Source organism: Microbulbifer maximicatervae (SeqCode) (genome assembly GCF_052467065.1).
Genome location: NZ_CP174299.1, coordinates 2153599 through 2175406 on the forward strand (window position 1 = coordinate 2153599; position 21808 = coordinate 2175406).

At 53.6% G+C, this 21808-nt stretch carries 17 protein-coding genes; 11 read left to right on the forward strand and 6 right to left on the reverse strand.

Annotated features, from left to right (window positions below; all coding sequences use genetic code 11):
• The first annotated feature begins 63 nt into the window (after positions 1-63).
• The 5 genes from ACJJI1_RS09480 to ACJJI1_RS09500 all read left to right on the forward strand — a co-directional run bounded on the left by ACJJI1_RS09480 (position 64) and on the right by ACJJI1_RS09500 (position 4970).
• Entirely contained in the window at positions 64-1563 is a 1500-nt protein-coding gene (locus ACJJI1_RS09480; RefSeq protein WP_444959178.1) for a catalase, read from the forward strand.
• A 56-nt stretch (positions 1564-1619) separates the two neighbouring features.
• Positions 1620-2090: an ankyrin repeat domain-containing protein gene (locus ACJJI1_RS09485; RefSeq protein ID WP_444959179.1), complete on the forward strand. Its 471-nt coding sequence runs from the start codon at positions 1620-1622 to the stop codon at positions 2088-2090.
• Positions 2091-2249: 159 nt separating this feature from the next.
• On the forward strand, positions 2250-3236 hold the full coding sequence (locus tag ACJJI1_RS09490; protein ID WP_444892629.1) for an SrkA family protein kinase: 987 nt from the start codon (positions 2250-2252) through the stop codon (positions 3234-3236).
• A 1-nt stretch (position 3237) separates the two neighbouring features.
• Entirely contained in the window at positions 3238-4065 is an 828-nt protein-coding gene (cysE, locus tag ACJJI1_RS09495) for a serine O-acetyltransferase (protein WP_413664156.1), read from the forward strand.
• Positions 4066-4157: 92 nt separating this feature from the next.
• Positions 4158-4970 (forward strand): GNAT family N-acetyltransferase, encoded by an 813-nt coding sequence (locus ACJJI1_RS09500; RefSeq protein WP_444959180.1) that lies wholly within the window; start codon positions 4158-4160, stop codon positions 4968-4970.
• On the opposite strand, the gene epmA is transcribed toward ACJJI1_RS09500, so the two are convergent.
• The 4 genes from epmA to ACJJI1_RS09520 all read right to left on the reverse strand — a co-directional run bounded on the left by epmA (position 4957) and on the right by ACJJI1_RS09520 (position 8556).
• Positions 4957-5910, reverse strand: a complete 954-nt coding sequence (gene epmA, locus ACJJI1_RS09505) for an EF-P lysine aminoacylase EpmA (RefSeq protein WP_444959181.1) — start codon at positions 5908-5910, stop codon at positions 4957-4959. The two genes, ACJJI1_RS09500 and epmA, sit on opposite strands and share 14 nt — an antisense overlap.
• Before the next feature lie 53 nt (positions 5911-5963).
• Positions 5964-6536: an elongation factor P gene (efp, locus tag ACJJI1_RS09510; RefSeq protein ID WP_108731510.1), complete on the reverse strand. Its 573-nt coding sequence runs from the start codon at positions 6534-6536 to the stop codon at positions 5964-5966.
• A 312-nt stretch (positions 6537-6848) separates the two neighbouring features.
• On the reverse strand, positions 6849-7643 hold the full coding sequence (locus tag ACJJI1_RS09515; protein WP_444911975.1) for an aldolase: 795 nt from the start codon (positions 7641-7643) through the stop codon (positions 6849-6851).
• A gap of 202 nt (positions 7644-7845) precedes the next feature.
• Positions 7846-8556: an iron-containing redox enzyme family protein gene (locus tag ACJJI1_RS09520; RefSeq protein ID WP_444918856.1), complete on the reverse strand. Its 711-nt coding sequence runs from the start codon at positions 8554-8556 to the stop codon at positions 7846-7848.
• A gap of 1001 nt (positions 8557-9557) precedes the next feature.
• On the opposite strand from ACJJI1_RS09520, the gene epmB reads away from it, so the two are divergent.
• Both epmB and ACJJI1_RS09530 read left to right on the forward strand, forming a co-directional pair.
• Positions 9558-10598 carry an EF-P beta-lysylation protein EpmB gene (epmB, locus tag ACJJI1_RS09525; protein ID WP_444959182.1) on the forward strand — a complete coding sequence of 347 codons (1041 nt, stop codon included), beginning with the start codon at positions 9558-9560 and terminating at the stop codon, positions 10596-10598.
• Between the two features lie 381 nt (positions 10599-10979).
• Positions 10980-13067 carry a GGDEF/EAL domain-containing response regulator gene (locus ACJJI1_RS09530; RefSeq protein WP_444959183.1) on the forward strand — a complete coding sequence of 696 codons (2088 nt, stop codon included), beginning with the start codon at positions 10980-10982 and terminating at the stop codon, positions 13065-13067.
• Positions 13068-13136: 69 nt separating this feature from the next.
• On the opposite strand, the gene ACJJI1_RS09535 is transcribed toward ACJJI1_RS09530, so the two are convergent.
• Positions 13137-14798 (reverse strand): alkaline phosphatase D family protein, encoded by a 1662-nt coding sequence (locus ACJJI1_RS09535; protein ID WP_444959184.1) that lies wholly within the window; start codon positions 14796-14798, stop codon positions 13137-13139.
• Positions 14799-15109: 311 nt separating this feature from the next.
• On the opposite strand from ACJJI1_RS09535, the gene ACJJI1_RS09540 reads away from it, so the two are divergent.
• On the forward strand, positions 15110-17053 hold the full coding sequence (locus tag ACJJI1_RS09540; RefSeq protein ID WP_444959185.1) for a M1 family metallopeptidase: 1944 nt from the start codon (positions 15110-15112) through the stop codon (positions 17051-17053).
• 427 nt (positions 17054-17480) lie between these two features.
• Here ACJJI1_RS09540 and serB read toward each other — a convergent pair whose 3' ends face one another.
• The gene (gene serB / locus ACJJI1_RS09545) at positions 17481-18590 is read right to left on the reverse strand and encodes a phosphoserine phosphatase SerB (RefSeq protein WP_444959186.1); all 1110 of its coding nucleotides are present in this window, start codon (positions 18588-18590) and stop codon (positions 17481-17483) included.
• A gap of 310 nt (positions 18591-18900) precedes the next feature.
• On the opposite strand from serB, the gene ACJJI1_RS09550 reads away from it, so the two are divergent.
• The 3 genes from ACJJI1_RS09550 (at position 18901) to ACJJI1_RS09560 (ending at position 21808) form a co-directional block, all read left to right on the forward strand.
• Positions 18901-20013 carry a hypothetical protein gene (locus ACJJI1_RS09550; protein ID WP_444959187.1) on the forward strand — a complete coding sequence of 371 codons (1113 nt, stop codon included), beginning with the start codon at positions 18901-18903 and terminating at the stop codon, positions 20011-20013.
• 98 nt (positions 20014-20111) lie between these two features.
• A complete protein-coding gene (locus ACJJI1_RS09555; protein WP_444959188.1) occupies positions 20112-20528 on the forward strand; it encodes a MerR family transcriptional regulator in 417 nt (138 codons plus the stop codon).
• 110 nt (positions 20529-20638) lie between these two features.
• On the forward strand, positions 20639-21808 hold the full coding sequence (locus tag ACJJI1_RS09560) for an isovaleryl-CoA dehydrogenase (RefSeq protein ID WP_108731530.1): 1170 nt from the start codon (positions 20639-20641) through the stop codon (positions 21806-21808).

Below are 21808 nucleotides of genomic sequence, written 5' to 3' on the forward strand. Positions count from 1 at the left end.
TTATTGTTCTCCCCTATAAGCTCTACTCCTGTAATAGAGATGGCAGTAGAGATAAATAATCCCATGAAATACTTACCCTTATTTGCATTAACTATCGGTCTGATAGGCGGTGCCAATGCAGAGACATTGACTCGCGATAATGGCGCCCCTGTCGGAGACAACCAGAACGCACAAACTGCTGGAGAAAATGGCGGTAACTTGTTGCAAGATGTTCAACTGATTCAAAAATTGCAGCGTTTTGCCCGTGAACGCATTCCCGAGCGTGTAGTTCATGCTCGTGGAACTGGTGTTCACGGTGAATTTGTAGCGACGGCTGACCTCAGTGATTTAACCCGCGCAGCGGTGTTTGAGCGCGGTAGCAAAACGCCAGTGTTTGTGCGTTTTTCAACAGTAATCCACTCAAAAGGTTCCCCGGAAACCCTGCGCGATCCCCGTGGATTTGCCACCAAGTTTTATACGGAAGAAGGTAACTGGGATTTAGTGGGTAACAACCTGCCGGTATTTTTCATCCGCGACGCGATTAAATTCCCGGATATGGTTCACTCCCTAAAGCCCTCCCCGGTGACTAATCAACAGGACCCCAACCGTTTCTTTGATTTCTTTAGCCATGTGCCGGAATCCACCCATATGCTGAGCTGGGTCTATTCCGATTACGGTACACCGGCTAACCTGCGCCAGATGGATGGCTGGGGTGTTCACGCCTATAAATTTATCAATGATAAGGGTGAAGTGAACTATGTGAAATTCCACTGGAAAACCCGCCAGGGTATTAAGAATCTGACTGCGGAAGAGGCGGCGGAAATTCAGAGCAAGGACTTCAGCCACGCAACTCGCGACATGTATGCCGCGATTGAAAAAGGCGAGTACCCCCAGTGGGATCTGTTTATTAAAGTACTGAAGCCCTCCCAGCTTAACAGCTTTAATTACAACCCCTTGGACGCCACCAAAATGTGGTTGGACGTGAAGGAAACCAAAGTGGGCACCATGACACTCAACCGTGTACCCACTAACTTCTTCCAGGAAACTGAGCAATCCGCGTTTGCGCCTGCCAATATTGTTCCGGGAATTGAGCCTTCGGAAGACCGCTTGTTACAGGGCCGCGTGTTCTCATACTCCGATACGCAAATGTATCGCCTGGGGGCCAACCACCAGCAATTGCCTATCAACCGTCCCCGTGTTGCCGTAAATAACTGGAACCAGGATGGGGCGGGTAATTACGGCCAAAAGACTTCAGATGTGAACTATCAGCCGAGCCGTATCGATACGCGCACCGAGGACCCCAAAGGTCTTTATAGCAACAAGGCGTTGAATGGCAGCACCCAGCAAAAGGCCATTGAAAAGAAACTGCCTTTTGCCCAGGCGGGTGCTTTCTACCGCAGCCTGAGTCCTGAAGAGCGCCAGAATCTGATCGAAAACCTCGCTGGTGATCTGGGTAAAGTGAGTGATGAAAACACTAAGCACATTATGCTGAGCCACTTCTATCAAGCGGACAAGGACTACGGACAGCGCTTAACCAAAGCGGCTGGTGGCGATCTGGATCGCGTGAAAAAACTGGCCCGGTAATTTTTACCCAGGTGCGGGCGACCTCTGTCGCCCGCTAAATTTATACAGGTGAAATTATGAGATTATTTTTATTCGCACTACTCTTTCTCACCCTGGGGGTTCAGGCAGGGGAGCCGGAAAAAACGGAATCTGATTTTACCGAACTCTCTCAGTATTATTTTGCCGCAGCCAGGATTGGTGATACCGAGGTGCTGCGTGAATTTTCGCAAGCGGGTTTCCCCCTGGATGTACGCAACCCGAAAGGTTACACCGCACTGATGATTGCCACTTACAACGGCAAGGGGGAAGCTGTGGATTACCTGTTGCAGAGAGGTGCAGATGCCTGTGCCCAGGATCGCCGTGGCAATACTGCCCTGATGGCAGCGATTTTTCGCGGTGAGTTCGTCCTTGCACGAACCCTGCTAAAGCAGGATTGCGATTCGCAGCAGGTGAATAAGGCCGGCCACTCCGCAGAGGATTTTGCCGAAGTTTTTGGTCGTGACCAAATGGTTCAGCTATTGCAGCAACAGCGGGCAAATGGCGACTAAGACAGTTTTTTGTGCGGTTGGCATTGGGTGGTGTCACCGCTCCTGTCCTGCGTGAACTCCTCTTGAGTTGGCCGCTTTAGCTTGCGGCACATTTCTCAGTTTGTCCCGGCCCCCGCGACCGCGTTAGCATAGCCAGCTGCAATCCAGTTGGTACCCACTATGACCTCGAATCATCATCCCTATGAAGCCCTCACGCCGGACGTGGTGATCGACTGTGTCGAGACTACCGGACTGATTTCCGATGCGCGTATTTTCCCTCTAAACAGTTATGAAAACCGCGTCTATCAGGTGGGTATTGAGGATGCCGAGCCATTGATTGCCAAGTTCTATCGCCCGGGGCGCTGGAGTGATGAGCAGATATTAGAGGAGCACCAGTTCACCCTGGAGCTGGCAGAGGCCGAAATTCCTGTGGTGGCACCGATACAGTTTGATGGGCGCACCCTGATGGAGTCCGCTGGATTCCGTTTTGCGCTTTTCCCCCGACGGGGCGGTCGCCAGTTGGAGCTGGATAACTTTGATCACCTGGAGCAGGTGGGGACCATGTTGGGTCGCATTCATGCGGCCGGCAGCGCCAAACCTTTCAGCTATCGCCCATCCCTCACTTTGCAGCGATTCGCAATTGATAGCCGGGAATTTATCCTGAATGGAGATTTCCTGCCACGTGAGAACCGCGAGGCCTACGCTTCAGTCACGGGCCACATTATCGAACAGATAGCCCCGCTGTTTGAGCGGGACTGGGATATGCTGCGCTTGCACGGTGATTGTCACAGTGGCAACTTCCTGTGGCGGGATGAGACTCCCTGGTTTGTGGACTTGGACGACTGCCTGATGGGGCCGGCGATCCAGGATATCTGGATGTTGATTTCCGGCAATCGCGCAGAGCAAACCGCTTACCTGGATGCAGTGTTGGAAGGCTATGAAACCTTCTATAGTTTTGATCCCCAGCAGTTGCAGCTGGTGGAGCCTCTGCGCTGCCTGCGGCAGATGCACCACGCCGCCTGGTTGGCGCGACGCTGGCAGGACCCGGCTTTTCCCCAGGCATTTCCCTGGTTTAATACTGCCCGTTACTGGGCAGAGCATATACTGGCATTGCGCGAGCAGCAGTCTGCGCTGCTAGAGCCCCCGTTGACCCTGGGGGCTGTGTAACATGGAGAAAGCAATAATGGATGCGACATGCACCGAGGCTGAGGCGGATCTGATCTGGGAGAAGATTCGTATAGAGGTGGCGCAGCAGGTAGAGCGGGAGCCGATCCTGGCCAGCTTTCTACACGCGACCATCCTGAACCACAATTCCCTGGAGGCGGCGCTCAGCTTTCACCTGGCCAACAAGCTGGACAATGCGGTGGCACCGGCGCTGTTAATTCGCGAGGTTATCGATGAGGCGCTACAAGCTGACCCTTCCATAGGGCATGCGGCGCGAGCGGATTTGAACGCAATTTACCTGCGGGATTCCGCCTGCCACTCCCTGCACGAGCCCTTCCTGTACTTTAAGGGCTTTCACGCCTTGCAGGTTCACCGTGTGGCCCACTGGCTGTGGCAGCAGCAGCGCCGCTCCCTGGCTATGTTCTTACAGCACCGTGTCTCTGTCGTATTCAGTGTGGATATCCACCCGGCTGCGCGTATGGGTGACGGTATATTGCTGGATCACGCGACCGGTATCGTTATAGGCGAGACCGCTGTGGTGGAAAACAATGTTTCCATCATGCAGTCCGTTACACTGGGCGGCACTGGCAAAGAGAGCGGGGACCGCCACCCGAAAATCCGCCACGGGGTTTTAATCGGTGCGGGCAGCAAGGTGCTGGGCAATATTGAAATTGGCGAGTGCGCCCAAATTGCTTCCGGAAGTGTGGTTCTTAAAACGGTACCGGCAAAGGTGTTAGTGGCCGGAGTGCCGGCAAAAGTTGTCGGGGCAGCCACCTGTGCTGAACCGGCATTATCCATGGATCAGTGTGCCCTGTCGCAAGTACAGAAATAAGGCTTGTCGCCCCGTAGCGAACACCGGCTGCGGGGCTGGGATCACTGGGGAAATGATGCAACGGCACTGTTCTTGGCACTATCCTTTGACCCATGAAATATAGTCTCAGCGCGAAAAATCTTACCTGCCGAAATTTGGAGGCTTATGCGGACTACCGCGCGAGCCTGGTAACTCCGGATTGCACCAAGGAAATTACAGGTATTGTCCGCAGTGATAGCGGCCTGCCTTCCATTGGGCTCAATCAGGTGATTTCCAATATGGTAATGCCGCCGCGCATTATTCAGCGTTTTGCGCTGGATTATTTTGCCGAGCGGCACAGCCCCTTCACCCTTTGGCACAGTGCCTCCAAACCCCTGGACAATGATGCTTTGGATGAGCTTGGGCTAAAGCGGCGCCAGTCCCTGGTAGCTATGGCCGCCGAGATACCCCGACTTAGCGCTGCCGAGGTTCCGGTAGTGGAACAGTTAGCCATTAGTGCGGTGAAAAAAGAGGCCTTGCCTGATTACGGCGCGGTGCAGGCTGCGGCGGCAGGGGAGCAGGAGGGGGCGCAGTTGGCGCACTTTTATCAGGGACTGCAGGGGATTCCCGAGCAGCGACGCGGGCGACTGAAATTATTCCTCGCTAAGCTGGATGGTGTGCCGGTGGCCGCCGGTTGCCTGTTTGCGGCAGCGGATGCACTGGGGCTCTATGACCTGGTGACACTTCCGGATTACCGGGGTCGCGGGATTGGTCGGGCCCTGTTCAAGCATCTGCTAACCGCTGCCCAGGGTAGCCACCATAAAAATCTTGTAGCTTTAGTGCCGGCGGATCGTCAGCAGCTACTGCTCGATAGTGGCTTTTTTGCAGTTGGCGAGGTTGCCCGCTATCAATACACTCCGGCGCCGGCGGCTGCTAAGCCCGACTGAAAGGGAAGGCGATAACTTCCTCTATCGATCGGTAACCGTCTTTTAACATCAGCAATCGGTCGACTCCCAGCGCGACCCCGGCGCACTCGGGCATGCCTTGATCCAGGGCCGCAACCAGACGCTCTTCAAAGGGGTGTACAGGGCGCTGGTTAGTACGACGGTATACCAGATCTTTTTCAAAGCGGCGCTGCTGTTCTGCGCTGTCTGTCAGCTCCCAATAGCCATTGGCCAGTTCCAATCCACCCACATAGGCTTCGAAGCGCCTGGCTACGGGCGTCCCCTGTTCGTCCGTCACCACTTTTGCCAGTGCCGCTTGCTCTGCGGGGAAGTCGTAGAGCAGGGTGATGCCCTCACTCATGGTGGGTTCCAGGTGGTGACTCATCAGCAGGTCCAGGCACTCACTGCGTTCGCGGGGTACAAAAGACAATTCCATTTCCCGCTTAACGCAGGAAATCAGCTCGGCTTCGCTGGCACTGTGGGGGTCCAGTTGCAGCTCCCTTAAAAACAATTCCCGGTAACTGAGGGACTGAACCTGGTCCGTCGCCAAAATACCGCAGAGCAGCTTGGCGACCTCCTCCATCAGTTGGTGATCGTCCCAACCGCAGCGGTACCACTCCAGCATGGTGAACTCGGGGTTGTGTCGACCGCCGGATTCGCCCTGGCGAAAAGCCTTACCCAAGTAGTAGCAATCTCCGAGTCCTGCGGCGAGTAAACGCTTTAAACCAAATTCCGGGCTGGTGGCCAGGTAGGCGTTTTCGCCCCGGCACTCTGTGGTGATGGACTCGATATGGGGGTCGCTGGTGGCGCGCTGGGATAGCACCGGAACTTCGGCTTCCACAACGTTTCGTTCAGCAAAAAATGTGCGTATTTCAGCGAGTAGCGCAGCGCGTTGGCGCAGGGCTGCAATAGTGGCGGTGGGGCGCCAGGTATCTGTGCTCATGGGGGGTAGCTCTGGAGACGAGCGGCCGTAGGCCGCTCGAGGGGAGGAGGTACTTAGTCTTCCTTGGCACGGCCCAGGTATTCGGCAGTGCGGGTGTCTACCTTGATGGTTTCACCGATTTCCAGGAACAGAGGAACCTTCACAACGGCGCCGGTAGCCAAAGTGGCCGGCTTGGTGCCGCCCTGGGCGGTGTCTCCGCGCAGGCCCGGATCGGTATCGGTAATTTCCAGGATAACGTGGTTGGGCGGAGTAACTGCCAGCGGAGAGCCGTTGTACAGGGTTACAGTGCAGATATCCTGCTCTTTGAGCCATTTTGAAGCATCGCCCACAGCATCGCTGCTGGCTTGGTGCTGCTCAAAAGTCTCGGGCTCCATGAAATGGTAAAACTCGCCATCGTTGTACAAGTATTCCATTTCGCGATCCATCACATCCGCCGCTTCCAGGCTTTCACCGGAGCGGAAGGTGCGTTCCCATACGCGACCGGTTTTCAGGTTGCGAAGCTTCACGCGGTTGAAAGCCTGGCCCTTACCAGGTTTGACGAATTCGTTTTCCACGATTGAGCAGGGGTCGCCGTCCAGCATCACCTTGAGGCCGCCCTTGAATTCGTTAGTGGAGTAACTAGCCATAGCAAATAGAGCCCTTTAAGTCATTTATCTATATGATTTTTAACGAGTTTTTTGTTTCTAGCCGATTCCAGCCAAGGCTGGGCTAACGCCCTCCGCTTCCGCCACAAATGGTAGCCGCAGGTAACTCGTCTGGCTGGGGAAAAGAGACTTCACCGCCAGCCCTGCATGATGGAGCGGGATTATACAGGAGGGTGGGAGCTTGAACGAATACCAGAGAGAAATGGAGGGGAGGCGTTCCGGTTGTTATAGCCAAGCTGCAATGATTGGGGCAGCCGGCAGTGCAATGGGCTTTAGCCCATTGCACAAAAGCACTTAACTTAATGGGTCGTCCCCGCCGCCATAACCTTTTCTCTGCATGCGGCGCACAAAGTAAGCAAAAGTCGCTTGCGTGCGTTTTTCCTGGAGGATCCAGTCGTGGGCTTCGCGGCCCAGTTCGGGATCAATATCCTGGATGGTGCCGGCGGATTCAGCCAGTATTTGCAGTTTGGCAGCGCGCTCACACTGAACCGCCATTACACAGGCTTCCTCAACAGAGCGACAGGCCATAATCAGGCCGTGGTGTCCCAGTAGGATTGCGCGCTTGTCCCCAATAGCGGCGGAAATCAGCTCGCCCTCGCTGTTACCCACGGGTACACCCGGCCAGTCTTTGAGGAAGGCAATATCCTCATACAACATGCAGGCGTCCATATGGGAAATCTTTAGCGGGCGCTCCAGCATGGAAAGCGCACATACGTGCATGGGGTGGGTATGCACGATGCAGTTCACATCGGGGCGCGCCCGGTAGATCCAGGAGTGAAAGCGATTGGCCGGATTGGCCATGCCCTCTCCGGACAGTACTTCGAGGTCTTCGTTGACCTCCAATAAGTTGGATGAGGTAATTTCATCGAAGCCGAGGCCCAGGCGTTGGGTGTAATAAGTACCGGGCTTTTCCGCGCGGGCGGTAATTTGCCCAGCCAGGCCGGAGTCGTGGCCATCGTTAAATAAAATTCGGCAAGTCAGCGCAAGCTTTTCTCTCAGAGACCACTCGGGGGTGCTGAGGTGCTGTTTCATTGCTTCACTGGCTCGTTCAACCAGTTCGTTTTTTGCCAGTGATAGTGTTTCAGCCATTGTTATCTCCAATTCTCACAGCAAGTCATATTAATTCTGCGATATTTAATAAATTTTCCTTTTTTATTTTCTTATCGCAGAATAATTTTTAAAAACCTAACTCAAAATGATTCGATCTCTGTCGAATTTATGTTGGTGGCATTTCCCTATGCCCGTGCTTTCTCCAACAACACCTGTGAGTGGGTTGATAAGTGCTTGCTCATTAAGCTGTAACAGCTTCAGCTTTTTTATGTTTAGTGGAGTGGTAGGCGGTTTCAATAGAATCGAAGAATTGTAAGCGGGCCTCTACGAGGTGGCGCCCGGCTTCGAGCATTATGTCCAGTTGGCTGGGATCCTTGGAGCCGATATCTACCATAATATCGCGAATGGTTTCTGCATGGCCGTCATCACATTCAATATGCAGCAGGAAAAATTGCATTTCTGCATCGGTTACGCCGCAAGAGCGGAATCCGGCAACAATATCTGTATATAAATCGGGTACCAGGGCTTCGGCTCCCAGGCATAGGGCTCCCAATCCTGCGCTGGCCCTGAGGTCCCGACAGTTTTTGAACATGGTATCGATCAGGTGCTGAGTGCCTGGTAAAACTTCTGCGTTTTCCAGGGTCAAACCAAAATGCTCGAGGGTTTCGCGATAGATTTCTGCGTGGGGTTTGGGGCTGTCTGGCTCCAGGCCCAGCTCTTCCATTAGATTTTCGGCAAGCTCCAGGACTTCGTGGTTACTCGGGAGGTTTGCCATCATTGCACAGAGATATCTAACAAAGAATCCACTGTAGATACCTTGTTGAACCAAAAATATTTTTAATTCGTCCAGCGTAATGGAGCCTTCACGGCAACGCTTCAAGAAAGGATGTGCGCGAGTTTGCTCAATCAGTAGGTCTTTATTGGCTTCAAGCAATTCAAGCTGCATTTCCATTGGGTAATTCCTTTTTGTAATTCTAAACTTACTGTTTTAACACCTTTTAGGTGTTTTATTTATTTCTTGATAGTGCCCGCCTTTGGCGGGGTCGACAAAATGGTTTTCTTTGCCGGCGTTTAAATTAACACCGAATTATCCCTATTGTGAATAAGGGAATTATGAATTTTTTGATATTTGTTGATGGTTTTTGGAAGATGTTTTTTCTAGTGATAAAAATTTTATTAATAAATAATTTTTGCTTTGCTTTATCCTTGTTGGATTTATCAAAGAAAATGTTTTTTGCTCCCTGAATTCACTGTGGAAATGTCGACTGTGTAGATTTTCTTTATTGCAGTGGAGTGTTTTGTGGGGTAGGGGTTTTTATTGGTAGGTAGAGTGAATACTTGCTTCGCCGATAATGAGTCTACTCCTAAATTCAGGTAAAGAAGAGTTAAGGAGCCTCTGAATAACTCCATGATACCTCTGGCATGCAGAGCGGTTCACAATCAAGGCGCGGCTTCGCAGGAATGTCTAGACCTTTCAAGAAGTCGCAACGCGGAGTGTGAATCGCTCTGCAAGCCCTGAAGGCCACAGCTGCTGCGTTGCAGCTCTTGCAAAGGGCTACGGCCATTCGCGGCGAGCTGCGCCTAACATCTGCAGCCTTCAAGACCCGCAGAGGCATTACGGAGTTATTCAGAGGCTCCTTAAGGCTCTGGTTGCTTAAAGATACAGTCCAACTATCCGATATTTTTTCACAGAAGATTGGTGAAGATTTTTTGATTATGTTTATAGGGTTTCTGCAAAAATAAATTCAGTTTATGTAATTCCCTAGGGAATCGATTTGAGGGTTCAACTAACTCACTAGATAGGGTCTGAAACAGATGCCATTTCTCTAATGGGTTTGTACGAATTCCCATGTCTACCTGGTCACGGCACCCTTTGTGGGGCATCACTGTCAGTGGTGGCGGGAGATTGCAGTGGGGGATCTGATACAATCTCTTATTTTGTAGTGTATCTCCATGATGGCGTCATCATCGGCCCCCGGTATAGAGCTTATCGACACACAGGAATCCCGCTGTTGGCAGGATGAGTTGTCTGATCTGGTCACTGATCCGGCAGAGTTGATTCAATTACTACAGCTAGACCCGCGTAAGCTCCCGAAGGCCTTGCAAGCAGCTTCTGGCTTTTCCCTGCGCGTGCCGCGCCCCTTTGTCCGGCGCATGCGTTGCGGCGATCCCGAAGACCCATTGTTGTTACAGGTTTTACCCGGTGCGGATGAGTTGGAGAAAGTGCCGGGATTTAGTTCAGACCCTCTTGAAGAGGCAGAAGCTAACCCTCTGCCTGGAGTTGTTCACAAATACCACGGGCGCCTACTGCTGATCACTGCGGGCCAGTGTGCGGTCAATTGTCGTTACTGTTTCCGACGTGAATTCCCCTACGGTGACAACCACCTAACTCGCAGACAGAGCCTGGCAGCTCTAGACTACATTCGCGCGCGCACTGAGCTGCGCGAAGTGATTCTGAGCGGCGGTGATCCTTTGGTAATGAGTGACCGTCAACTGGCCTGGCTCACCGATGAGCTGGCCGAGATTCCCCATGTGGATAAGCTGCGAATTCACAGCCGCCTCCCGATAGTTACTCCCAGCCGGGTAAACCAGAAAATGTTGGATTGGTTTACCGGTTCCCGCTTGAAGCCCGTGCTGGTGTTGCACTGCAACCACGCCAATGAAATTGATAGTGAGGTGCGGGAGTCTCTGCAAAAGTTGCGAAGCGCAGGGGTCACCCTGCTCAACCAGGCGGTGCTATTAAAAGGCGTCAATGATAGTCGCGAGGCGCTGGGTGCGTTGAGCGAATCCCTCTTTGCAGCAGGAGTACTTCCGTACTATTTGCATCAGCTGGATCGGGTAAATGGTGCCGCACATTTTGAAGTCTCTGATGCGAAAGCGCTGGAGCTAATCGAACATCTCCGCCAGCAGTTACCCGGTTATCTGGTGCCAAAACTGGTGCGTGAAATCCCCGGCGTCCCATCAAAATCCCCGATAGTTGCTGAACATAGCTAAACCTCAGCTGATAGCTGTATGGGTTATCTTTGTGTATTCGACAGGGATTTTCATAAAGAGAGATAGGTTGGACGAATAAATACCGCCAAATTGATCTAGGCTAACCCCGTAACGCCAGTGCCAGATATAGTTGTCCGGTCGACCTATTCAGCAGCTGCTATTTCGCTTTATAGCGCTGTATTCAGGGGCTTCTTAGGTTGGGAAAGTTTGATTAGCGGCTGTGGTTTCGCAAATGGGAAAGGCGGAAGCTTTTATAGGGGAGCGTTGTGTGATTTAGATCACAGGTACCAGTTTGATCTACCCTTGTATGCCATCCTTGACGCCCCCTAAAATTACCGCCAGCGGTAGCTGTGTGCCGCCATTAAAAAAATAGAGCAAATAATGAGTAGCAACGACACAATACGACTTCTCCTGATTCACGATACCCCGTCGGAAGCCCAGCGCCTTGTGAGTATGCTGCACAACGCAGGCCGTCCCAACCGAGCACAGCATGTGGCCAGCGAGGCTGTGTTTAACCGCCTGCTCCAGGATAAAACCTGGGATTTAGTGATCGCGGCTGAAAGCAGTACTCAGGTGCCCCCCTCAGTGGCGTTGCGCACCATCAGCAAGCTGCAAAAAGATGTCCCGGTAATTATGCTGACCGAGCGCACCGGTGCCCAACCCGTGGTGGAAGGTTTGAAGCTCGGAGCCCGCGATGTCGTAGTGGTGGATGAAGACCAACACCTTCTCTTTGTGATACAGCGGGAGCTGGGGGCGCTCGCCAATCGCCGTCAGGCTCGCCTACACGACCGCCGCTATCACGCGACCCTTAACCGTGCCAAGGAGCTACTCGATAGCTCCAAAGATGCCATCGCTTATATATCTGATGGCTTGATCGTCTACGCCAATGACTCCCTTGCAGAGCGCTTTGGTTACGACTCTGGCGAGGACATCGAATACCAGCCACTGATTGATATGCTGGCTGAAAATGAGCAGGAAGAGGGGCGTGAATTCCTCAAAAGCTGCGCTATCGACAACAATGAGCTGGAGGCGAAAGAGTGGAAATTTACCGCTAAGACCGCCTCTGGCGAATCCCTGCCCACACGCGCAGAAGTACTCAGTACCACCTACGACGATGAGCGTTGTCTGCAGGTGCGTATTGCTTCGCGCCGGGGTGATACGGAGCAATTGGAAGCGCAGCTCAGCGATATCAAGAATCGCGATCCGCTGACCGGGCTTTTCAACCGTCAGCACTTCCTGCAGGTACTGGATTCCAGCATCAAATCTGCAGCGGACTCCCACAATACTGGCGGTCTGATGCTGATAGAAGTGGATCGCTTTGAAGATGAAGTGTTGAAAGTTGTTGGAGTGGCAGGTGCCGATGCTCTGCAAAAAGGCATGGGGGAATTACTCAAGTCCTGCCAACGCAGTGGCGATACCCTGGCCCGGTACAGTGAAGATGCCTTTTGCCTGCTCAGCCCGAATACAACTCCGGACAGCATCGAGCAACGCGCGCAGGATATATTAAAGAAGATTTCCGACACCATCTTCGATGCAGATGGCAAAACCCTGCAAATTACTGCCTCTATCGGTATTTCCCTGATGAGTGAGGCCTCCAGCGGTGCGCAACAAGTGCTGGACCAAGCGCTATCTGCTCACAAGCAGGCTCTGGGTGAAGAAAAGAAAGGTGGGAATTTTGCGCTCTACGAGCCGGATACTGAAGGTGGTGCCGACGCCGATACCTATCATCGTGCACGGGTGGTTCAGGCCCTGGAGGCCGGCAGCCTGAAGCTGCTTTATCAGCCAATTCTCAGTTTGCAGGGAACTGGCGAGCAACTGTACGAAGTATTGGTGCGTATGCTCGATGACAAGGAAGAGCTGGCGCCGCTGGCCTTCCTGCAGGAACTCGGCGATGCGGGCCTGTCGGCGAAAATGGATCGCTGGGTAATTATTACCGCGATCAAGGCCGCCGCAGCCGCCAGGGCTGAGGGCAAGAATATTTCTTTGATGCTGCATATCACCACTGCTTCACTGGTGGACAGCAGCTTACCCGGCTGGTTGGGGGTTGCCTTCAAAGCTGCCAAGGTGGCGCCGGGAACGGTGATCTTCCAGTTGCGTCAGGAGGATATCAACAGCAACCTGCATGCGGCCCGGGACTTTACCACTCAGGTCCAGCAATTGGGTTGTCGCGTTTCGGTCTGTCATTTCGGCACCGGACTCAATCCGTTCAAGGCTCTTGAGCATGTGAAAGTGGATATCGCCAAGATCGATCCTTCCTTCGTGCGTGAGGTCCAGGATGAAGGCGAGAGCAGTGACTCCCTGGCAGGATTGGTACAGCGCTTGGGTGAGGCGGATACCAAGGTGATAGTGCCCCATATTGAGCAGGCCAGTATGCTGCCGACTTTGTGGCAGACCGGTACTGATTATATTCAGGGGTACTATGTGCAGGCGCCGGCGGAGGATATGAACTTCGATTTCAGTCTCGAATAATTTCTCTCTGTAAGCTTTTTAAAAAACCGCACCGCCTTAACAGGGGTGCGGTTTTTTATTGTCTGCAAATCAGGCGTTGTAGCGGCTGCGTAGGGCGGCGATGGTATTGCGCGCCAGGGCGCCGTACTGCGGTGCCGGTGCCGGTACCAACTCATCAGCTGTGCTTTCACTCCAGGCACGCTGGATATGGTTTTGCCCCGCTTCCTGCTTATAGATCCTTGCCAGGCTGGCGTTGTAATTCTGACTGGTGACTGTATCCACGTGATACCAGTGGGCCTTGGCGCGGGAGTGGGAAACATCCATCAACAGGTAACCGCGCTGGGTGATCTCCACCCACTTGAGGTGTGGTATTAACCCGTCCATAGCAATCGCTGCAACATCCGTCAGGTGGGATTTGTCCAGGAAGCTGGAGGTTACTCCGGGGGTGACAAATTCTCCGCCGAGGGCGCCGCGTCCGGTCAGGCGCCCGTATTTCAAAATACTGAAAGGATTGCTGACCAGGTCCCAGGCCCAGGAGCTGTGGATATCTCCAGTGAGGACGACAAAATTGTCGATATTATTGTCGGCAATGTGGTCGAACAGGCGCTCGCGGGATGCGGTGTAACCATCCCACTGGTCCATATTCACAGACAAATCCCGAGCCAGGGTGAGTTGCGCCATCATTACTTGTTGCCCTAATACCCGCCAGCGTACGCCATCCGACTGGGACTGGGTCAGGCTACTGTGCAGCCATTGTTCCTGCTGGGTACCGAGGATGCTGCGCTCCGGGTCGTCGGCGGTCTGCTGATCGAACCAGTTGGCCTGCTCGGAGCGCGCGGCGATGCGGGTATCCAGCATCATCAGGTCCATCAGATTGCCGAAGCGGAAGCTGCGGTAGATGGCCCTGTCACCAAATAGATCAAAGATGCCGTTATCGCGGATGGGCATCCACTCGAAGTAGGCCTGGTTGGCTACCGAGCGGCGTACAAACCAGTCGCCCTCGCCATCTTGGACATTGTGGTTCTCAGCACCGCCAGCCCATGCGTTGTTAGTGGTTTCATGGTCGTCCCATACACAGATAAATGGGTGTTGGCGGTGTACCTCCTGTAAATCCGGGTCGGAGCGGTACTGGGCGTAGCGCAGGCGGTAATCCTGGATATCCACCATTTCCTTGGCGGGGATTGGCTCTCGCCCCAGGCCCGTGCCGGTACCGTAGCCACCGGGTCCGTACTCGTAAATGTAATCTCCCAGGTGCAGTACCACATCCAGGTCTGCACGCAGGGCAATTTCCCGGTAAACATTGAAGTAACCCATGGGATAGTTGGAGCAGCTGGTCACCGCAAAGCGCAGCTTATCCACATGGCCGATGGGCAGTGTGCGGGTGCGGCCTATGGGCGAGTCGATACCGTTAGAGTAGAAGCGGTAATAGTAACTGGTGCCGGGTTGCAGACCGCTGGCATCCACTTTGATGGTGTAGTCCACATCGGGCCCGGTAATACCGCTGCCGCTATTGACCACCATGGCCATTTCCGGGTCCAGAGCGACCTGCCAGGTGTAGGGCACCATGGACTGGAATTCTGGATCGGCGGACGGAGTGATACGGGTCCAGAGAATTACGCGATCTGCCAGGGGGTCACCGCTGGCTACGCCATGCTGGAAGGGCTCCTGGCCGGAACCGTAGGCTTTCAGTAGGGGCAGGGCCGCCAGGCTTGCGCCGGAAAATTGTAGAAACCGCCTCCGGGACAGAGACATGGGGTTCTCCTTATAGTGCTTGTTATAAAAGAGCCGCAGTCTGAATCTGGAAAGTGAACGATGTATTAATTCCCGGTCAGTATTTTTCTTCCCTCGCTGCTATTAGTCATGAAATTCGTCCTAAGGCGACGAAAGTGAGACATTAATCTGGTTTATTGGCAAAACGCGGCATGACCGTCGGTAGCTGTGGCTCGAGCGGGGGATCGGTGTGCCCGCTTACGGCGGGTGCAGAGTCCCCTATCGTTTCTCATCTGCGCTCTGTCAGGTATCCTGTGGCGCAAATTGAAAAGCTGAACTCAGGGAGTAGACCCATGTTGCCCCGTTTACTGTGTACCAGTCTGATCGTTGGCGGCCTTGCCGTTGCCGGTGGCTGTTCCAAGTCGGAGCCTTCCAAGGCCGAATTAGACAGTGCGAGCGCGCCGATGAAGGCGTCCGCTGTGATCGAGAAGAAGCCGGGTGTTGAAAAAGCGCCCCAGTCCGGAGTGGATTACCACTCTTTTGCCAACAGCAATGATTACCAGGTTCAGCACCTGGATCTGGACCTGACTGTCGACTTCTCCCGCAAGGTTCTTGAAGGTGAAGCCAAGTTGGACTTCAAGCGTCTCAACGACAAGAACCTGCCGATGGTACTGGATACCCGCGAACTGGAAGTGGTTTCTGTATCCGCTAATGGCGCGCCAGTAAAATTCTCCATGGGCGAGAAAGACAGTCACCTGGGCACTCCGCTGAATATTGAGCTGCCGGAAGATGCCGACAGCATTACTATCCGCTACCGTACAGCGCCGGGCGCCTCCGGCGTTCAGTGGCTGGAGCCTCAGCAAACTGCGGGTAAAAAGCATCCGTTCCTGTTTACCCAGGCCCAGGCGATTCACGCGCGCAGTTTTATTCCACTGCAGGACTCCCCGAAAGTTCGTATCACTTACAACGCCACTGTACGCACTCCGAAAGAACTGCGCGCAGTCATGAGTGCGAACAATGACCCGCAGGCGGCCAAAGATGGCGTCTATGAGTTTGAGATGCCCCAGCGCATTCCCTCCTACCTGATTGCCCTGGCGGTTGGTGACCTGAAGTTCAAGCCCATGGGCGAGCGCACTGGTGTCTATGCCGAGCCTTCCATGCTGGAATCTGCAGCGGCGGAGTTTGCCGATACCGAATCCATGCTGGAAGTGACTGAAAAGGCTTATGGCCCCTACCACTGGGATCGTTACGACCTGCTGATTCTGCCACCCAGCTTCCCCTTCGGTGGTATGGAAAACCCGCGGCTTAGCTTTATCACTCCGACGGTGATCGCCGGTGATAAGAGCCTGGTAGCCCTGATTGCCCACGAACTGGCCCACTCCTGGTCCGGCAACCTGGTGACCAATGCCAGCTGGCGCGACCTTTGGCTGAATGAAGGTTTCACCACCTACCTGACTAACCGCATTATGCAGTTCGTCTACGGTGATGAGCGCTACCAGATGGAAATGGCCCTGGGCTATGACGATCTGCAAGCGGATCTGGCTGATAAAGAGCCCCGCGATGAGATTATGGCGATCGACCTGCGCGGACGTGACCCCGATGAAGTCTTCTCCAATATTCCCTACGAGAAAGGCTCCCTATTCCTGTATGAGCTGGAGCAGAAAGTAGGTCGCGAAGCGTTTGACCGCTTCCTGATGGAGTACTTCAACCACTTCTCCTTCCAGAGCATCACCACCGAGGACTTCGTCAAGTATCTCGACAAGACCCTGTTGGTTGAGCACGCTGACAAGCTGGACCGCGATCGTATCCTTCAGTGGATCTTCGATCCGGGTATTCCCGAAGGTGCGCCGCATCCGCAATCCGATGCCTTCACTAAATTGGATCCAGTGCGTCAACAGTGGTTGGACGGCAAACTGGCGGCGAAGGATATCGATACCAAAGGTTGGACTTTCCACCAGTGGAAGTACTTCCTCGATGGTATGCCGGAGAAACTGACGGAAGCGCAGTTGAAGGAATTGGACGGCGCCTTTGGCCTGACCGAATCCCGCAATAACGAAGTGGCTTTCAGCTGGCTGATGATCGCAGTGCGCAACGACTACGAGCCGGCCTTCGAGCGCCTTGAGAATTTCCTCTCCAGTATCGGCCGCAACAAGTTCCTGCGCCCGCTATATCGCAATATGGTTGAGACCGGTAAAAAAGACGTGGCTGCGCGCATTTTTGAGCGCGCCAAGGTGGGTTATCACCCGCTGACGGTAAAAGTAAATAGCCTGGTTATTTACGGTAAGAAAGAGAGTTAATCGCTCTCTTTTCCCAGTTGTCGCAATTCCCATAGGTCAATATGAGAGTTGCGACAACTCTACCCTTTCTTTTTCCTTTCTACTTTGGCTAATGCTAAAGTTTGCTCCACAAAATATTTTTTATGGGCATTCTTTCAGTTTATTTTTATGGCTAAGTGAACTGGTACGATAGCGTGATTAATACGCCAGATTTCTGGCATAAAAATCATTAAACGGCTGTTCAAATGGATTGCCTTTGCGTACTCTGCTGCCCAGAGATTTTACTCAGGAAGGGAGGCACCTATGTATAAACGGGCTTTACTAATAGTTGTCCTGGGGCTTTTTCTTGCCAGTTGTGGGCAGAAACCCGGGCCCAGTGCTTGCACGGATCACAACAAGCGGCCGAGTTTCCCTTTTCCTCACGCGATGCTTTAAGAGCTAAGCCGGGTTATACCCCGAGCTTGGCAATTTGTTGGTCATTGAGACCAAATAAGTAGAGGGCGGCGTCCAGGCCAAACAGATTGATGGCCTGGGGGGCCTGTAGCCTCACCTTGGGCTTGGGGTGAATGGCGATACCCAGCTCCCCTAAATTCAACATGGGAATATCGTTGGCGCCGTCACCCATAGCAACCACACTTTCCAGTGCCAAATCTAAGCTTCCGGCAATTTCCTGCAGTAACTTGCGTTTGCGATCGCCATCAATAATGGGTTCCACTACTTCGCCGGTGAGGGCCCCTTCGGCAAATGTCAGTTCATTGGCATGGATATAATCCAGGGGCAGGCGCTCTCGCTGCAGGAATTTCGCGAAGTAGGTAAAGCCACCGGAAAGCAGTGCCGTTTTGCAGCCCAGTGCGCGCAAGGCTGCCAGCAATTCATAGGCCCCTTCTTTTAACGGCAATTCCCGAGCAATTTCTGCCAAACGCTGCTCTGAAAACCCTTTTAGCAGGGCCATACGCCGTTTAAAACTCTCGCAGAAATCCATGTCACCGGCCATTGTGGCCTGAGTAATGGCGGCGACCTGATCACCGATACCGGTAATTTTTGCCAGTTCATCGATAACCTCGGCATCGATGAGGGTTGAATCCATATCAAAGCCCGCCAGCTTTGGCACCCTCTGGGTAACAGAAGCCTGGATTGTCAGGTCTACTCCCAACTCATCGGCCACTCCAAGGCAGGCCAGGCGCGCGCTGTCAAAATCGAGGTCGCCATCAATTTGGAAGCGGATAACGGTGCGATCGCGTCTTTGTGCCAAAGTATCAGCGGCGAATAGGCTCCACTGTTGTTCATCAAAAAATCGCAGAAGGTATTGGAGTTGGGATAGGGAGGCAGAGGGGCTCAGCAGGGTGATACACCAAATGGCTTCAAGTGCACTCGGTTCTTCGGGGGGCGGGGTAAAGTCCGTAGCCTCACCGGGAAAAGGGGCTATACCGGAATACTCCAGGCCGAGCTTGGCGACTTGATCTCGATAGCTCAGGTAGCGCAGGGTGCCACTTCCTGAAGCCTGGGAAATCTGTTTCAGGGAGAGGTGGAATTCCTGTGAATTTATTTGATCACCCATAAGCTCTGTCCCGATTGAATTAAATGTCCGGCGCATTATAGCTCTTATGAGATTCTTCGCTAAAATTGCCGGGCTTTAATTTCATTGATTGCCGGTCAGCAGGGTTTTTAATGGGCTCAGTTCGAATGGGGAGTAAAATTCCTTTTCGAATTGTGCGAGTTGAATTGAACTATTTCGCCGTCTGCTTTACCAATCGCTCAGGAATTAATTGGGTATGCACAATTTTGGTGCCTATCGTTAAAATGCTCGCTGCTCCAAAACAGCTGGGGCAATAGTAAAAAAACAATACGCAAGATGTCTGCCGCCGTTTATGTCAGTTTCCATTGTATCTATTCTTCGCAAAATACCGGCTCAATTAGCACAGTTGTCCAAACGCGCCCGCCAGCGTTTATTGGCATTGGTTATCTGGCTAACACTGGCAATATTCTGTGCGGCGGCACTGGGGCATTTTTATGGTCAGCAGCGCACCGGCCAGATAGAGCGAGACAGAGTTACCGCGAAGGCGGCAGCGACTATTCTCGCGGGGCAGAGCCTGGAGAGTATTGTGGCCGGGGATCGTATCAGCTTACAGCTGATCGCTCGCCAACTGCTGGAGCTTCCAATGGTTTCCGGCATTTTAATTGAGGATGTGGAATCGAATTCCCTGGCCGAAGTGGGGGACCTGAAAGAGGGGGAGACGATCACCGAGCCAGTGGTCTTGCACGATAGTATTGCCGGCAATATTACCGTAGCGTTTGAGCCCGGTAATTCCGTTACCTTCCCTTGGGCCAGCTTGTTGCTGACCCTCGTTTTTGCCCTGCCATTTAGTGCAGCTGCGGCCCTTCTTACCGGTAGCTTGTCCCGGGAGCGCAAATTGCCCGCACAAGTTACTGAGTCTGCTCAAGCTGTAGCTGAAGTTACCGAGCCCTGCGTTGGGCTTTATCTTCGCCCCCTCAACTGGGCGCAGTTGGGCAACCAGTTAAGTCGCAGCGCCCTGGAGGGTTTGCAGCGGGAGCTAGATGGACGTATGCGTTTGCTGCAGCGCATATACGGTGCCACCCCCCTGAGTTGCGCCGGGCCACAGATCGGCCTGGATTTCTCTGGAACTGATGCGGCCTTCCGCGCAGTCTGCTGTGGTTTATTGCTGCGGGAGATGCAGAGCGTTAGCCGTGCGACCGGTTTGAAGCTGGCTCTGGCGGTAGTCCCATCCCAGCCACAGAGTCCGGATTTCTGTGCCGATCAGCTACTCAACCAGTCCCGCGGCTTGTTTTTGCACCCGGAACTTCTTGAGGACAGTTCCCTGGTGGGGCGAATTGAGCACCACGGTGCCGGTTGGGCATTGGAGGTGACCGGCCTAACCCCTTCCTATCAAAAACTTCTCAACAATCAGCTACAACAGCTGCTCGGCGCTGAGTCTACTCCCCACAGGACCCCCGTAGGCTAAGTGACTGGAAGTCCCTTAGGGTTCTTTTTTGGCGCGTGCTTTACGTTTACGTTAACGTAAACTCTTGCTAGGCTTGATGGCATCTTGAGGAAGTCGTTATGAAAGCAGAAGCAAGCCAAATTGAGCCCCATAGTTACAGCATTTCCGAGCTGGCGCGGGAGTTCGATATCACTACTCGCGCCATCCGCTTCTATGAGGACAAGGGCCTGCTCAATCCGGAGCGTCGCGGCCAGACTCGCGTCTATAGTCCCGAAGAGCGTGTGCGCCTGAAGCTGATCCTGCGCGGAAAGCGGCTGGGATTCTCCCTGGATGAGAGCCGCGAAATTATCGATATGTACGACCCGGCCCACGGCAATGTGGAGCAGTTGCACCGTCTATTGGAGCGGATCGCGCAAAAGCGTCTGCAGTTACAACAGCAACTGCGGGATATCGAAAGCCTGATGGAAGAGTTGGATGAAGCTGAATCCAGGGCCCGTGAGTCCCTGGCGCAAAGCGATGACAGCAGCGCTTCCTGAACAGATTTCGGCACTGCGCCAAGAGTGGCGCAGTTGCCTCATGTGGTATTGAACAGCCGCCAAGGCGGTTATTTGAATTAAAGACATTTTTAAATATCAGTGGAGCCGTTATGAACACCTCCTACCCAACCCTGAATTTCGGTCTCGGTGAAGACATCGATATGCTCCGTGACATGGTTTACAAGTTCTGCCAGGCGGAGCTGGCCCCGCGCGCGGCGCAGATCGATGAAGACAACTTGTTCCCAGCGGATATGTGGAAAAAGTTTGGCGAGCTGGGTCTGCTGGGCATGACCGTGGAAGAGGAGTTCGGCGGTTCCAATATGGGTTACCTGGCACACGCTGTGGCCATGGAAGAGATTTCCCGCGCCTCTGCTTCTGTGGGCTTGTCCTACGGTGCCCACTCCAACCTGTGCGTAAACCAGATCCGTAAAAATGGTACCCGCGAGCAGAAGCTCAAGTACCTGCCCAAGCTGTGTTCCGGTGAACATGTAGGCGCCTTGGCCATGAGTGAACCCAACTCCGGTTCCGACGTGGTAAGTCTGCAACTGCGCGCCGAGAAGCGCGGTGATCGCTTTATTTTGAATGGCAATAAAATGTGGATCACCAACGGTCCCGATGCCGATACCTACGTGATCTACGCTCGCACTGAGCCGGGTATCAGCTCCGGTGGTATCACTGCATTTATCGTTGAGCGCGGTTTCGCCGGCTTCTCCCAGGCGCAAAAGCTCGACAAGCTGGGCATGCGCGGTTCCAACACCTGTGAGCTGGTGTTCGAAGACTGTGAAGTGCCGGAAGAAAATATCCTCGGTGAACTGAACGGCGGTGTACGCGTATTGATGAGCGGTCTCGACTACGAGCGCACGATTCTCTCTGGAGGCCCTGTCGGAATTATGCAGGCCTGCCTGGATGTGGTGGTTCCCTATATTCACGAGCGCAAGCAGTTCGGCAAGGCCATCGGTGAGTTCCAGCTGATGCAGGGTAAGATCGCCGATATGTACGCTGACCTGAATGCCAGCCGCTCTTACCTGTACGCTGTGGCCCGGGCTTGTGATCGCGGTGAGGACTCGCGCAAGGACGCCGCCGCTGTAATCCTGTTTACTGCGGAGCGCGCAACACAGATGGCCCTGCAGGCTATCCAGACACTGGGCGGCAATGGCTACATCAACGAGTACGCCACTGGTCGTCTGCTGCGCGATGCCAAGCTCTACGAAATCGGCGCGGGCACTTCTGAAGTGCGCCGTATGCTGATTGGTCGCGAGCTGTTTAAAGAGACCCGCTAA

What these genes read in the sequence shown, in the direction of transcription:
- ACJJI1_RS09480 (WP_444959178.1), top strand. Translation starts at nt 64, where the DNA reads ATGAAATACTTACCCTTATTTGCATTAACTATCGGTCTGATAGGCGGT.
- ACJJI1_RS09485 (WP_444959179.1), top strand. Translation starts at nt 1,620, where the DNA reads ATGAGATTATTTTTATTCGCACTACTCTTTCTCACCCTGGGGGTTCAG.
- ACJJI1_RS09490 (WP_444892629.1), top strand. Translation starts at nt 2,250, where the DNA reads ATGACCTCGAATCATCATCCCTATGAAGCCCTCACGCCGGACGTGGTG.
- cysE (WP_413664156.1), top strand. Translation starts at nt 3,238, where the DNA reads ATGGAGAAAGCAATAATGGATGCGACATGCACCGAGGCTGAGGCGGAT.
- ACJJI1_RS09500 (WP_444959180.1), top strand. Translation starts at nt 4,158, where the DNA reads ATGAAATATAGTCTCAGCGCGAAAAATCTTACCTGCCGAAATTTGGAG.
- epmA (WP_444959181.1), bottom strand. Translation starts at nt 5,910, where the DNA reads ATGAGCACAGATACCTGGCGCCCCACCGCCACTATTGCAGCCCTGCGC.
- efp (WP_108731510.1), bottom strand. Translation starts at nt 6,536, where the DNA reads ATGGCTAGTTACTCCACTAACGAATTCAAGGGCGGCCTCAAGGTGATG.
- ACJJI1_RS09515 (WP_444911975.1), bottom strand. Translation starts at nt 7,643, where the DNA reads ATGGCTGAAACACTATCACTGGCAAAAAACGAACTGGTTGAACGAGCC.
- ACJJI1_RS09520 (WP_444918856.1), bottom strand. Translation starts at nt 8,556, where the DNA reads ATGGAAATGCAGCTTGAATTGCTTGAAGCCAATAAAGACCTACTGATT.
- epmB (WP_444959182.1), top strand. Translation starts at nt 9,558, where the DNA reads ATGATGGCGTCATCATCGGCCCCCGGTATAGAGCTTATCGACACACAG.
- ACJJI1_RS09530 (WP_444959183.1), top strand. Translation starts at nt 10,980, where the DNA reads ATGAGTAGCAACGACACAATACGACTTCTCCTGATTCACGATACCCCG.
- ACJJI1_RS09535 (WP_444959184.1), bottom strand. Translation starts at nt 14,798, where the DNA reads ATGTCTCTGTCCCGGAGGCGGTTTCTACAATTTTCCGGCGCAAGCCTG.
- ACJJI1_RS09540 (WP_444959185.1), top strand. Translation starts at nt 15,110, where the DNA reads ATGTTGCCCCGTTTACTGTGTACCAGTCTGATCGTTGGCGGCCTTGCC.
- serB (WP_444959186.1), bottom strand. Translation starts at nt 18,590, where the DNA reads ATGGGTGATCAAATAAATTCACAGGAATTCCACCTCTCCCTGAAACAG.
- ACJJI1_RS09550 (WP_444959187.1), top strand. Translation starts at nt 18,901, where the DNA reads ATGTCAGTTTCCATTGTATCTATTCTTCGCAAAATACCGGCTCAATTA.
- ACJJI1_RS09555 (WP_444959188.1), top strand. Translation starts at nt 20,112, where the DNA reads ATGAAAGCAGAAGCAAGCCAAATTGAGCCCCATAGTTACAGCATTTCC.
- ACJJI1_RS09560 (WP_108731530.1), top strand. Translation starts at nt 20,639, where the DNA reads ATGAACACCTCCTACCCAACCCTGAATTTCGGTCTCGGTGAAGACATC.